Origin of the sequence: Nostoc sp. (genome assembly GCF_036917355.1) — a bacterium.
Lineage (GTDB): Bacteria > Cyanobacteriota > Cyanobacteriia > Cyanobacteriales > Nostocaceae > Nostoc.
Genome location: NZ_JBALDP010000036.1, coordinates 1 through 12,925, shown reverse-complemented (window position 1 = coordinate 12,925; position 12,925 = coordinate 1). Strand labels below are relative to the sequence as shown.

Below are 12,925 nucleotides of genomic sequence, written 5' to 3'. Positions count from 1 at the left end.
ATAGTTTGATTTTCTTGTGCCAACTTACTTAAACGGTTTTTCTCAAGGTATAAATAGTCGAACTTAACTTGCCAATCAATTGATAAATAGCCCAATGGTACAACGCCGATGTGACTTCATAATTTGTCTGTCCTAACTGGGACAAAAACTTTTCTTTGGCCAGTATCATTCGTGCCAAGCGCATGAGTTCTTTTGTAGCGCGTCCGTCACGTTCTTCGTAGTATTGCATCAACTCGCTGCCGATTACCTCTTTTGTCAAGATTTGCAATCCGGCATCTTGAAAACACTCTTCAACAGAAGAAGCAGACATACTTTCAGGTACAACCCCCAGAGTTTTGTATAGGCGTGCTGCCTCTTTGGGTTCCATAAGTTCGGTGGCAAATATTGTGTAGATGACCATGTTCCCGTTAGGCTTAAGAACGCGATCGCACTCTCTAGCAAATTGCCGCACGTTTTGCACCTGCTCTAGTACGTCACGACACCAAATCAAGTCAAAGGTTGCATCTTCAAAAGGGATATTCTCTAGACTTCCTTTGATGAAACTGACTTGCTCGGCTAAACCTTGCTTAAGTGCAGCATTTTGCGCAAATTCTAGGTGGTCATCAACAATGTCAATGCCTTTAACTTGAAAGTTAAATCGCCGTGCCAAATCACAAGTGTTATTTCCATATCCGCAACCGACATCAAGCACGGTAGAGCCAGAAACAAGATTGAGTCTTTCAACAAAATCATAAAGCATTTCCGGCGGGCGCGGCTGCAAACTTTCGTCTAGCTTTTCGTAAGCACCACCGCCATGAGCAACTCGAATATACTCATAAATTGTGTTTAGCTTTTCAGTATTAACATTGTTAGTCATAAATCAATACGGTTCGGTTGCTCACACAGTAGTTGTCTAACCTCAATTTAACAGCTTAACAGCGATCGCCCCTTCCACAGTCTTAAAATACCTCATACCGATAATCTCTGGATTTATGTAAACTACACAGTAGAGACACAATACATCGTGTTTTTACGGTATATTTTTCAGGGCATCCATCAACAAATGAGACTAACAAAGCAAGTGGGTAACTCAAATTACATTCGTCAGCAATTTGTTACTTACTAAAAAAAGATATTGGGAAGATCGGGGCTATGAGTGGTTTGCAGGGCTATAAGTCAGGCAAAAAGCTAATCTAAATCGGGTTCAACGCCTAGCGATCGCAATTGTGCAATCAAACGTTCGGCTCGTTGTCTTTCTTGTTCAGCTCGTTGACTTTCCTGTTCGGCCCGTTGACTTTCCTGTTCGGCCCGTTGACTTTCTTGTTCAGCCCGTTGACTTTCTTGTTCTGTAGAAGTCAATACCCAGCAGCCTGTCCAATCATACCACCGCAACCAGGGCTGTTCTACATCTTGATAGCGTCCATGCCACACACCCAAGCCTAATTCTAGTTCTGGTATCCAGAAGCGTGACTCTGACAGTGCTATCTCAGCATAACGACCACCGTCTAACTTAAATACTCTTAACTCATATTTATAGCGATCAAATACTACATAATAAGGCACACGCAGAATCTGTTCATATACTTCCCATTTTCCTGGTGGTTGCTTAATATCCCGCAATGTCTGCCCCAAGTCTTCCTTTTCAGTACCTGGAGACAGTAATTCAACTACAATAAAAGGCTGAACTCCCTCTTGCCAAAGGACATAACTTAAACGTAAATCTTTTTGTTCATAGAGTCGGGAAACACCTAAAACGGCAAACCAATCTGGTCGCTTATGCCACAGTGGATGGCGCGGGTCATAATAAAGATTCAGATCGCTAGCAACAAATATCTCGTCGCTTGGATAATTCGGGGGACGAAAGGTTTCGTCTAAAAGACGAGGTTGTAATAAATGAAACTGATCGGGCAAACCAGGCTCCTCTGGATCTTCACTGGGAAGATCGTACATGGTCGGCAATACATCTTTTGGCGATCGCGGTGGATCGGTTTGATACATCATAAAGCAATCCTGATGATGAAACTCTCAGTTCTATTATGATTAATTGTTTTTGAGTAACTCAACACCTTGCAGAACGAGGCAGCATAAATTTCTCACCCTCAGCTGCAAATCTACCACGAACCATCAGCACAGTTTCATCAAATGCATGGACGAATGCTTCCACATCTTTGACATCGAGAAGTTCTGGACTAAAGTAAATCACCACTTCTTCGATGGGTTGAGGTATCTTACTAAGAATATTCTTCAAAGAGCATATCTGCGTTGTAACTAAATCGAAAAGATGAAGTCGGTTATCTTCTATCTCCATACAGGCGATTAAATCTAAATCTTCTGCATAATATAGGGGACGACTTCCTTCATTGACACAGAACACAGGTTTTTCGTTGACTACGCCAACTATATTAGAGACAGGAATGCGTGTTTCCAAAAGTCTGTGTAGCAACGTGTAATCTTTAGTATTTGTAAAATCCAGTATTCTGAAGCTATCAGTACCACCTGTGGAGTTACACTTAACTTTGAAGATTTGTTCTTTGACAACACGAAAGCCAAAAGGTAAGTAAAACTCCGGTTGTGGTGTCGTCAATACCAGGGTTTCGTAAAGGCGATCGCGATCGCAATACCCTAGCACTTCCTCCATCACTTCACGGTAATACCCTCTGCGGCGAAATTCTGCACGGGTAGCTACTCCATGAACTCCTCCGACAGTGAGCCTTTGTCCCATAATTTGCATGGGAATTTCTAACACTCCCACATGAGTAATAGCTATATCATCATGAAAGCGAATAAAGGGAGTTGAAGCTGTTTCCCAGGATGCACCTAGTTTTCTTGCACATTCTGCTAAACTGCTGATTCCGGGAAATGTGACTTCCATCAAGTCAAAAAGCTTATCGCTTAAGCTGGGATCGTCAGAGAATGACTGTTTGAAACGATACTGGCTCATACTTCAAGTATTACAATCAATTCAGTAGAGACTACAAAATCAATTCCAGCAAATCCAGAAAAAGGGAAATATTATAAATGGATAGTAAGGGCGTAATATCTCCAAGGTTTAACCCTATCTTTCTCAAGCCTAAGTCTCTTCAAATAAGACTAAGCCATACTTCTCGCCAGTAGGCAAAAAGCCAATTCCTCGATAAACAGCTTGGGCTGCTTGGTTATTATCACCTGTAAACAGGATGGCACGTTTTACTCCTTGCGATCGCGCATTTAACAATGAACCTGCTACCACACTTTTGGCGTAGCCTTTACCCCGCAGCCCTGGCGGTGTCCAAACTCCACCAATTTGTACAATATCAGGTAGGCTGGCATTGAAAGCAGAGTAAGAAACTGGGGTATCTTCTTCTACCAAAACCCAATGCATTGCCATAGCTTGACGGGCTTCAATTACGAGACGGCTAGCTGTTGTTAAACTGGGAGTATCTCTTTGTCCTAAAGTTTCCACACTAAAAGCAGCACACCATTCAGTGAGTAATTCCAACTCATCTGGATGTGGCAAACGACACTGCACCTCTGCCGATGTTAAAGCTTCAGGTATTTGTAAATCTCGCAGTGCTAGAGAAAACAATATCTCAGCCTGATCAAGCTGAGTTGGTCGCTTGCTAAATCCCAAAATGCTTTTTGTCGCTTCAACTTGTGCTGCTGGACCACTAATTCCAGAAATAGCACGTCCAGATTGTGCCACAACTGCTTGTACCACTTCTGGCAGATGTACAGGGGCTTGGACTACGATCGTCCCATTCCAAAAATGGGCTGCAACTGCCACTATAGTTTCATCTAAGTAGGCTGCTATATAAGTTCCTTGAAATCTAGCACCTTGGTCAAGCAATCCCGCAACTCGCCAATTAGAGCGCAAAAACATAGAAGTATCGGTGTGTTGTAAGAGAAATGCTTCCAGTGATACTTCATCTCCAGGTTGCAGAATTCTCAAAATAGGCACAAAAACCTCCTAATAATTGAAAGGGACACAGCCTAACTGTGTCCCTAAAAGCTACTTCAAGATGCTAGGACTGGCGATAGCAGGCAAACTCCATTGTAAAAGTAGCCATGCCAGAAGTAAGCGATCGCAATTCTGTAGAATACCCAAACATTCGCGCCAGCGGGACTTCGGCTCGAATCACCGTGTATCCCTGCATTGTCTCGGAACCCAACAACAAACCCCGACGAGAGGATAAGTCACCCTGAATCCTTCCCATAAACTCGTGGGGCGTTTCCACCTCTACAAGCATGATGGGTTCCAGTATGTAAGGTTTGGCTTTGGCGATCGCACCCTCAATTGCTTGATGGGACGCTGACCGGAAAGCCAATTCTGAAGAGTCAATTGGATGATAAGAACCGCCATCCAAAACGACTTTCACCCCAGTTACCGGATAACCTTCCAGCTGTCCTGATTGCATTGCCTCACGGAAACCCTTCTCGCACGCTGGGATATATTCTTTGGGAATCGCACCCCCAACCACCCGATTCTCGAAAACAAACGGCTCATCTGTAGGTTCAATCCACCCAGTAATATGAGCGTACTGACCGGGGCCGCCTGACTGTTTTTTGAATCGATAGTCAAAGGTAGCTTGTTGCCTAATGGTTTCCCGGTACGCCACGGCGGGAGTACCGACGTAGACCTCGGCATTGTATTCTCGTTGAATGCGCTCCAGGTAGATTTCCAAGTGGAGTTCGCCCATTCCAGAAATCAGAGTTGCTCCTGATTCGGGGTCGATGCTCAACCGGAAGGTGGGGTCTTCTCTTTGAAAGCGATTGAGTGCTTTGGAAAGGCGATCGCTATCTTCCTGCTTCTTGGGCGTAATTGCCAGCGTAATCACTGGTTCCGGCACAAACATCTTCTCTAGAGATACCAGTGGTTCCCCAGAACAGAATGTATCACCAGAAGCACAATCCACACCCAACAGAGCCACAATATCCCCAGCAACAGCAACTTTTACCTCTTCTCGCTTATTGGCGTGCATTCTCACCAAGCGACCGATTTGCACCCGCTGTTCGGTACGGGAGTTGTAGACGGTATCACCGGGTTTGAGCGTCCCAGAGTAAATTCGGGTATAGGTCAACTGCCCAAAGGATTCAACAGTGAGTTTAAATGCCAATGCCACCAAGGAAGCATCGGGGTTAGGGTAGACACTCACCGACTCTGCGGTTTTGACCACTTCTCTATCCACGGGAGATGGTAGATAAAGCGCAACTGCATTCAATAAGTTTTGCACTCCTTTATTTTTGAATGCCGAACCCAGCAGTACAGGTGTGAATTCTAGGCTCAAGGTTGCCTGTCGGATGGTTTCCCAAATTAACTCTTTGGGAATCTCCTCACCCGCCAGTAACATCTCGGTCATCGGTTCTGAGAACAGCGACAAAGTATCTAGCAACTTCTCCCGTGCCTGTTGTGCTTCATCCCTAAGTGATTCGGGAATTGGCTTTTTCACGAAGTTTTCGCCGTTTTCACCTTCAAAGTAGTCAGCAGTCATTTCTACAAGGTCAATCACTCCCTGGAATTGGTCTTCACTGCCGATAGGGTGCTGGAGTAATACCGCATTTAGTTGCAAGCGATCGCGTATTCCTTGTATTACACGAAATGGATCTGCTCCCGTCCGATCCATTTTGTTGATGAACGCCAAACGCGGCACTCGGTAGCGCTTCATTTGCCGATCCACCGTAATGGACTGGGACTGCACACCCGCCACAGCACACAGCACCATCACTGCCCCATCCAATACCCGCAGGGCGCGTTCCACTTCTATTGTAAAATCTACGTGTCCAGGTGTATCAATCAGGTTAATTTGAGTATCGTGCCACTGGCAGGTGGTAGCAGCGGAAGTGATGGTTATACCATGTAGTTTTTCCTCTGGCATAAAATCCATCGTTGCACCCTTACCGCCTCCCCGCACTTCCTCAATAGCGTGGATTCTGCCCGTGTAGAAGAGAATTCGCTCTGACAGCGTAGTTTTACCAGAGTCGATGTGGGCAGAGATACCAATATTTCGGATGCGTGTTCGGGGAATCATAAAATTTCCTTTGTTCAAGCGACAAACAGTCACCAACTAAGTGGTGATATATTTTGTATTATAAATGTATTACAAATAAAAGACAAGGCTGATAATACAGAAAAACCGTTGATATTTGCCCTAGCTGACGTTTAAAATAGGTATTCAAGCGGAGGAAATGAAAGCTTGAAATTGATATTGGTAGCTCCCGACTGTTTGTTGTGTGCAGCCTTTGAACAGCATTTTAATTACTTACCCAATGTAGAAATAGTGAATAACTATTTCGAGTGGTTGCCAGATTTTGATTGTATGGTCAGCCCTGCTAACTCTTTCGGAATGATGGATGGTGGCATAGATGCGGCAATTATCCGTTTTTTCGGTCATTCCTTAATGGCAAGAGTCCAGCAGCGCATTCTTGAGGATTATTTGGGCGAACAGCCTGTGGGAACATCAATGATTGTGGAAACAGGCCATCACAAACATCCTTTTTTGGCTCATACACCCACTATGCGAGTTCCCATGATTATTGCTGGGACAGATATTCCTTATATTGCAATGTGGGCTATGCTGCTGGCAGTTCGCCACCATAATCAACACGCTAGGCAAAAAATTAATACCATTGCCTGTCCTGGATTGGGTACGGGAATAGGACGAGTGCCATATACTGAAGCTGCTAGACAGATGGCATTAGCTTACGATCATTTTCTCTATCCACCCAAGCATCTCAATTGCATAGTTGCGGCTGAAAGACAACTTCAGATATGGGAAGGAGGAGATTTTAGGTAAAGCAGGGACTTTGGATAATAGTCTGAGTTCATTACCAGGGTAAATATAGTGTTCCCTATGGTGTTAAAAATTTAAATGCAATTTATTAAATATTTTTGCAACCCGAAGATAAACACTATTAATTAAGGGAACGTTATGTCATTATTAAACTTCATAAAAAGATATTAATTTTTAATACATGAATTGATTTTCTAACTCTCAATTTAATTTCTCGTCTTTTAACACTTTAAGTAGCATCAGGGAGTGATAAATCCTTGATTTTATGGGAGTTTTGAATTTATCGCAGGCCGAAATTGTAAAAGACGAGTATTTAGTTTTGTCATAAATTTAATATAACTAAAAATCTAAGGTAATGTATACATGACTTCCAGCATTACAGACAAGATCCAAAGACATACTCTTTTAGTAGATTTGAATAACAAAAACCGAATTGCTTACCAAGCTAACCGCACAGCGATCGCTGCATTCAATGCAATCCTAATGGCAGGAGCAGAGGCTTACATCAATGGGCTAAAAATCCCCGATACTCTGCTTAAATCCCTTTTAAATCTCTCCATGCAAATCAGCTACAAACATTTTCCTTCTCTTTTAGTTCCCTATGAATGGCTGTTGCAAGAAAGCGATCGCCTTGCAGAAGGGTCACACGAACTAATGAAGGTTCAATACAACCTACCCGAAGACATGTTCAGTCTGATGTTAAAAGAGACAGAACTTTTATATCCCAAATACACAATGGCTTTATGGGAAAAAGGAGCATCTAACCTTGAGCAAGCTCAAATGCACATGCTCGATGATTTGATCGCAAAAGCAGGCATCGAAGACGGAGACGAAATCTTAGATTTGGGATGCGGTTGGGGTTCTGCATCAAATTACATTCTTTCCCGGTTTCCGCATGTGAAAGTAACGGCTCTTAATTTGAGCCACGGGCAATGCGAATATATTCGGAAAAAAATGCGAGACCCTACCAGTTACCTCAGTTCAGATAGATTCACTCTATATGAAAAGGACTTTAATGATATTGATTTTGAGAATAAGTTTGATAAAATTATGGCGATTGGCTTGTTTGAACATATAGGGAATTTAACGAAATCATTTCAAAAACTGGCTTCTCTCCTCAAAGATGATGGCAAGGTGTTAATTCACATAATCACAACCAGATTACCTGATAATATAACCCATCCTTTTATCGATAAATATGTTTTTCCAAACATGCGGGTGTGGAGTTATGATGTCATCCCAAAGATTAATACAGACCTGAAAACTATTAATCAATGGTATTTAAATGGTGCTAACTACTCAAAAACTCTGATAAATTGGTTGATGAATTTTGAACAAAATCAAGCTAAAGTCAAAGATTTAAATTATGGCATGAACTATGGAAATTTCTGCCGGATGTGGAGACTTTATTTGCTCTTGTGCATTGTGTATTTTGACGGTTGTGATGGTGAAATTCTTGGTAATGGTCAATACTTATTAGTTCATGCGTGACAAGTTAATTGCATCAGTCCTAATAATTTAGCGATCGCCCAACCTATCGAGAGCAATTTTTGGCTCCTTAGTTGTAGGAGCCAGCAATAAGTATGTGAGTACCATTGAATGGCAAATAAACGTTTTTATCACATTGGCTTTGGGCAAGATGATTTAGGTTCATCGCCTCCTAACATTGCCTTATTATCTGGCGATCCAGAGCGATCGCATCTAATTGCCCAAACTTATTTCCAAGATGTTCGCTTATTGTCGGAAAATCGCGGACTCAATAGCTATGTGGGATATTTACCGAATGGTCGCAGCATCTTATCAGCTACTAGTGGTATGGGTGCGCCTTCATTGAGTATTGTTGTCAACGAGTTGATACAAGTAGGAATCCGGCAAATTATTCGCATTGGAACTTGCGGATCAATTCAATCTTATATACCAGTCGGTAGTGTTGTTATTAGCAGCGCAGCATTATGTCGCCAAGGTGCAGCAAATGACATTGCACCTGTGGAATATCCAGCCGCGGCCGATCCTTTTCTGACAGTCGCTTTAGTTAAAGCTGCACGAGAATTAAAGGTTGAACATTACATCGGAATTACGGCATCAGTTGATACTTTTTACGAAGGACAAGAACGCACTGATTCAGCCAATCCAAATTTAATGCGATCGCTACATGGTATTACAGAAGAATATCGGCGCTTAAATATCTTGAATTACGAGATGGAATGCGGCACACTATTCAAAATGGCAGGAGTGTACAATTTTGCGGCTGCTGCTATTTGCGGTGTAGTTGCTTCGCGCACTGATAGTGAAAATATCATTTTAGAACAAAGAGATGTTGCTGTTAAAAATGCGATCGCAACTGCTGTAAATGCAGCAGCAAGCTTTGAGTAAGCTAACAAATTTCTCTTATCCAACTTATAACCCAAGTTGCGGGTTATCGACTGATGGATGCTTGTCACCCATCAATTTATGCGATGCCTGCGGTGGTCACTGAGCTTTGTCGTACCACTTGCCTACGGCACGCTGCGCGAACGTGGAAGCAAACAAGCTACACGCAGCGTCTCGTAGAGAGCGTCTTGATTCTGACCGGAGGCGGAGCGTCTCCGGCTTTGCTCCTGAATTCTGACTTCTGAATTCTTCTTCAATTGGTTTGACTTTATGAAGATATAAAGATATGAAAGAAACAAACGCAGATGATTAGAGTTGGCTGTATTAAAGTAAAGCGATATTTTTTAAGTATAAAACACTATACGCACTGTACTGCTAGTGCAGATATCTATCTTTAGGCATAGAAAAATTTCATTCTGATTTCATTTTTTTACGAAAAGCTATGAATAGGGTGAACGGTAAGACATTTCAGACATTTATATACCTTCATTGGTGACAAGTGATTGCTAAAAATATGTTAGCCAGGGGTAAAATTCTCTGGTTGAGGCTTTCCCGTCAGTTGCTTCGACCTAGGCGCTTGGCTTTCGTGGAAGCTTGCGTGATTGGTCTAGTTTCTGGGTTAGCGGCAGTTCTGTTAGGACAGGCAGTGGATTGGGCAGGCGCATTGCGAGTGCGTGTTTCTTACCATTGGGCTGCCTACTTGGTGCTACCAGGTATTGGACTAGTAGGGGGACTTTTAGCTGGTTGGCTAGTAGAGCGCTTCGCACCGGAAGCATCAGGTAGTGGGATGTCTGAAGTGAAAGCGGTATTGGCTCGTGTGCCGATGCCGTTAAATCTGCGGATTGCTTTGGTCAAGTTGATCGGCGCGACATTAGTGTTGGGTTCTGGAATGCCTTTGGGACGGGAAGGGCCAACTGTCCAAATTGGGGCAGCTTTGGCAAATCAACTTAGTAACTGGGTACCGACTTCACCAGAGCATCGTCGCCAACTCATCGCCGCCGGAGCCGGGGCTGGTTTAGCTGCGGCTTTTAATGCACCGATCGCAGGTGTGCTTTTTGTAGTGGAAGAATTACTCCAAGATGTGTCAGGTATCACTCTTGGTACTGCGATTTTGGCTTCTTTCATCGCTTCAGTCATCTCCCGGCTCTATGGTAGCCACAACCTGGATCTAAATCATCTAAATTTAGGTCTTCCCGATACAACTTTCTTCGCTCAGGAAATCCCTTTCTACTTGATTTTGGGAGTGCTGGCAGGATTTCTAGGCATTCTATTTAATAAAGGTATCCTTGAGAGTCTAGCAATTAACCGCCGCTTACTACACGTGAGTTTACCCTGGCGAATTGGAATTGCTGGGTTAGTCAGTGGTTTGGCGATCGCTTTATTACCTGCTGCCTTTCGCGATCATGCTGGGTTGAGAGAAATTTTGCTTGCGGGTAATACTAACTGGTCATTTGCCGCGATCGCTCTGTTAGTTCAGTTTACCCTAATTATTTTTACCTACGGCTCTGGAGCGCCAGGGGGTTTACTAGTTCCCACCTTAGTCTTGGGAGCTGCCCTTGGTTACTTAGTGGGTGCTGTCGAACACAGTTTACTGGGAATGAGTGCTGCAACAGTCTATGCTCATGTCGGCATGGCTGCCTTTTTTAGCGCCGTCTCCAAAGTACCAATTACAGCAGTTGTCATTGTGTTTGAGATGACAACAGATTTCAATCTGGTGCTACCGCTAATGATTGCCTCTGTGGTTGCCTATTTAGTAGCAGAAAAAATTGACCATCGATCGCTCTACGACCTTTTACTGGAGTGGAAAGGGATTCACATCACCAAGGAGCCAAGCACAGAGGGGCTTCTGGCGCAACTCAGTGCCGTAGATGTAATGCAACGGCGTGTAGAAACTCTCTCTAGCCAAATGAGTACTGATGAAGCAGTACAGGCATTTTCCCACTCTCACCATCGCAACTTTCCGGTTTTAGAGAATGGTAAAGTTGTTGGCATTGTCACTCAGAAAGATTTAGTTAATATTGCTTCAGAACAGTTAAGCAAAGATACAACTATTAGTGAGATTATGACACCAGAGCCAGTGACAGTAACTCCCACAGCTACACTGGCTCATGTACTGCATATACTTAATCGTTATCATCTCAGCTGCTTACCCGTTACAGAAAATCGGAAGCTCATAGGAATTATTACTCGTAGTGATATTATCCGTGTAGAAGCAGAGCAACTCAGTGGTAATAGCGAACAAATAGAACGTAAATCAGCACCTTCTTATGTGGTTTACCAAACTCGCGCTCCGGCTACAGGCAAAGGAAGATTGTTAGTACCGCTTTCACATCCCCAGACAGCCGAGAATTTACTAGAAATGGCAGTTGCGATCGCCAAAGATCGCAATTACGAAATAGAATGCCTACAAGTGATTATCGTTCCGTCTGGCCGCATCCCATCGGAAACACCAGTACAAATCAGCAAAAGTCTTCAACTTTTGCAACGGGCAATACTTTTAGGAGAGAATTCGCGGATTCCCGTTCATACCCAGATCCGAGTTGCCCATAATGTTGCTGGAGCAATTTTGGAGACTGTCAAAGAACGACACATTGACTTGGTACTGATGGGATGGAAAGGCAGTACATCAACTCCTGGTAGAGTTTTTAGCCGAGTAGTGGATACCATAATTCGACAGGCAGGTTGTGATGTCATGTTGGCTAAATTAGATAATAAAAGATCTTTTGACCGTTGGTTGTTGCCAATTGCAGGCGGCCCTAACTCCAGCCAAGCAATTAAGTTATTACCTGCTCTTTCTTCTCTAAGTACATCGCCCCAAATCAAGCTATGTCAAGTTTTCCAGCCTACTAACTCAATTCCTGACACAACATTATTAGATAAATCTGTTCACTTTCTGCAACGCCGAGTTAGCGGTAAAGTGGTGGCTACTCCAGTTCGTGCCAATTCTGTTTCTGATGCTGTCCTGAAGTGCGCCGAACAAGATAACAGTGATGTGATTGTTCTGGGAGCTAGCCGTGAAAGCCTACTACAACAAACGATTCAAGGAAATATTGCCGAGAATATTTCTCGCAAGAGTAATTGTACAGTTATCATGGTTAAAACTTAATTACATAGGCGCAACCCTACCCGTAAAGTATTACGAATTACGAATTACGAATTACGAATTACGAATTATCAGCAAGTATATAGTAAAAGTTGCCCCTTGATTTGATGTGCTGCCGGCGATAATACTGCCTTGATGGGCTTCAATAATCCGCTTAGAATTGCTAACCCTAGACCATTACTGCTACCTTTGGCGTCGTGCGGGGTCTGTTGTATAAAATTGCTCAAAAATTCGAGGTATATTACCCTCTTTTATCCCTGGCAGTCGCATTACTGGTGGCAAGATTAAAAGTTCTCAAACTCGCCCAGTAGTCAACCGTGCCGCAAACGCTTTCCGTATGGCAGCACAAACTGCTGGAAAAAGTAATTCTGCCGAGTCGTGCTTTTTATCGTCGTTTACGTTCTCGCCTTGGCTCTCCTAAAGCTATCACTGCTACTGCTCATAAGATTGCGCGGCTTTTTTACAAACTTTGGACTACTGGAGGAAATTATACAGATCCTGGTATGGATTATTATGAGCAGCGTTATCGTGAGCGAATGGTTAATAATTTCCACAAAAAAGCCCAGGCTTTTGGTTTTGAGCTTATTCCTCAGCCCTCAGAAAATCTGATTTCTTAGCGGGACTTAGACAAAAATTAAGCCCAAATAAAGCCCAAACTAGCTTTATGAGCAGCAAATACGTCACGGTTGAAGGTCAACCAGTCAAA

Annotated in this window: 10 protein-coding genes and 2 pseudogenes; 6 read left to right on the top strand and 6 right to left on the bottom strand. The window is 43.3% G+C overall.

Annotated features, from left to right (window positions below; translation table 11 throughout):
* Window positions 1–28 precede the first annotated feature (28 nt).
* Window positions 29–856 carry a class I SAM-dependent methyltransferase gene (locus V7K53_RS10435; RefSeq protein WP_335197434.1) on the bottom strand — a complete coding sequence of 276 codons (828 nt, stop codon included), beginning with the start codon at window positions 854–856 and terminating at the stop codon, window positions 29–31.
* Between the two features lie 196 nt (window positions 857–1,052).
* Between V7K53_RS10435 and V7K53_RS10430 the strand changes: the two are divergent.
* Window positions 1,053–1,154: pseudogene (locus V7K53_RS10430) on the top strand (oxidoreductase); the annotation flags it as partial.
* A 13-nt stretch (window positions 1,155–1,167) separates the two neighbouring features.
* Here V7K53_RS10430 and V7K53_RS10425 read toward each other — a convergent pair.
* The 4 genes from V7K53_RS10425 to fusA all read right to left on the bottom strand — a co-directional run bounded on the left by V7K53_RS10425 (window position 1,168) and on the right by fusA (window position 5,984).
* Entirely contained in the window at window positions 1,168–1,977 is an 810-nt protein-coding gene (locus tag V7K53_RS10425; protein ID WP_335197479.1) for a Uma2 family endonuclease, read from the bottom strand.
* A 61-nt stretch (window positions 1,978–2,038) separates the two neighbouring features.
* Window positions 2,039–2,920: a GNAT family N-acetyltransferase gene (locus V7K53_RS10420; RefSeq protein ID WP_335197433.1), complete on the bottom strand. Its 882-nt coding sequence runs from the start codon at window positions 2,918–2,920 to the stop codon at window positions 2,039–2,041.
* A 129-nt stretch (window positions 2,921–3,049) separates the two neighbouring features.
* Complete coding sequence (locus V7K53_RS10415) at window positions 3,050–3,916, bottom strand: GNAT family N-acetyltransferase (protein WP_335197432.1); 867 nt, start codon at window positions 3,914–3,916, stop codon at window positions 3,050–3,052.
* Window positions 3,917–3,980: 64 nt separating this feature from the next.
* Window positions 3,981–5,984, bottom strand: a complete 2,004-nt coding sequence (gene fusA / locus V7K53_RS10410; protein ID WP_335197431.1) for an elongation factor G — start codon at window positions 5,982–5,984, stop codon at window positions 3,981–3,983.
* A gap of 165 nt (window positions 5,985–6,149) precedes the next feature.
* Between fusA and V7K53_RS10405 the strand changes: the two genes are divergently transcribed.
* The 4 genes from V7K53_RS10405 (at window position 6,150) to V7K53_RS10390 (ending at window position 12,222) form a co-directional block, all read left to right on the top strand.
* Window positions 6,150–6,749 carry a macro domain-containing protein gene (locus V7K53_RS10405; protein WP_335197430.1) on the top strand — a complete coding sequence of 200 codons (600 nt, stop codon included), beginning with the start codon at window positions 6,150–6,152 and terminating at the stop codon, window positions 6,747–6,749.
* Window positions 6,750–7,109: 360 nt separating this feature from the next.
* Window positions 7,110–8,237 carry a class I SAM-dependent methyltransferase gene (locus tag V7K53_RS10400; protein ID WP_335197429.1) on the top strand — a complete coding sequence of 376 codons (1,128 nt, stop codon included), beginning with the start codon at window positions 7,110–7,112 and terminating at the stop codon, window positions 8,235–8,237.
* A 108-nt stretch (window positions 8,238–8,345) separates the two neighbouring features.
* Window positions 8,346–9,119, top strand: coding sequence for a nucleoside phosphorylase (locus V7K53_RS10395; RefSeq protein ID WP_335197428.1), 774 nt, complete (start codon window positions 8,346–8,348; stop codon window positions 9,117–9,119).
* A 511-nt stretch (window positions 9,120–9,630) separates the two neighbouring features.
* Window positions 9,631–12,222: a chloride channel protein gene (locus tag V7K53_RS10390; RefSeq protein ID WP_335197477.1), complete on the top strand. Its 2,592-nt coding sequence runs from the start codon at window positions 9,631–9,633 to the stop codon at window positions 12,220–12,222.
* Window positions 12,223–12,273: 51 nt separating this feature from the next.
* Here V7K53_RS10390 and V7K53_RS34030 read toward each other — a convergent pair.
* Window positions 12,274–12,477, bottom strand: a pseudogene (locus V7K53_RS34030) (ATP-binding protein); the annotation flags it as partial.
* A gap of 59 nt (window positions 12,478–12,536) precedes the next feature.
* Between V7K53_RS34030 and V7K53_RS10385 the strand changes: the two are divergent.
* A complete protein-coding gene (locus tag V7K53_RS10385) occupies window positions 12,537–12,836 on the top strand; it encodes a hypothetical protein (RefSeq protein ID WP_335197427.1) in 300 nt (99 codons plus the stop codon).
* The last annotated feature ends 89 nt before the right edge of the window (window positions 12,837–12,925 follow it).

Coding starts and splice junctions, on each gene's coding strand:
- V7K53_RS10420 (WP_335197433.1), bottom strand. CDS start 2,920: ATGAGCCAGTATCGTTTCAAACAGTCATTCTCTGACGATCCCAGCTTA.
- fusA (WP_335197431.1), bottom strand. CDS start 5,984: ATGATTCCCCGAACACGCATCCGAAATATTGGTATCTCTGCCCACATC.
- V7K53_RS10390 (WP_335197477.1), top strand. CDS start 9,631: ATGTTAGCCAGGGGTAAAATTCTCTGGTTGAGGCTTTCCCGTCAGTTG.
- V7K53_RS10395 (WP_335197428.1), top strand. CDS start 8,346: ATGGCAAATAAACGTTTTTATCACATTGGCTTTGGGCAAGATGATTTA.
- V7K53_RS10425 (WP_335197479.1), bottom strand. CDS start 1,977: ATGTATCAAACCGATCCACCGCGATCGCCAAAAGATGTATTGCCGACC.
- V7K53_RS10435 (WP_335197434.1), bottom strand. CDS start 856: ATGACTAACAATGTTAATACTGAAAAGCTAAACACAATTTATGAGTAT.
- V7K53_RS10400 (WP_335197429.1), top strand. CDS start 7,110: ATGACTTCCAGCATTACAGACAAGATCCAAAGACATACTCTTTTAGTA.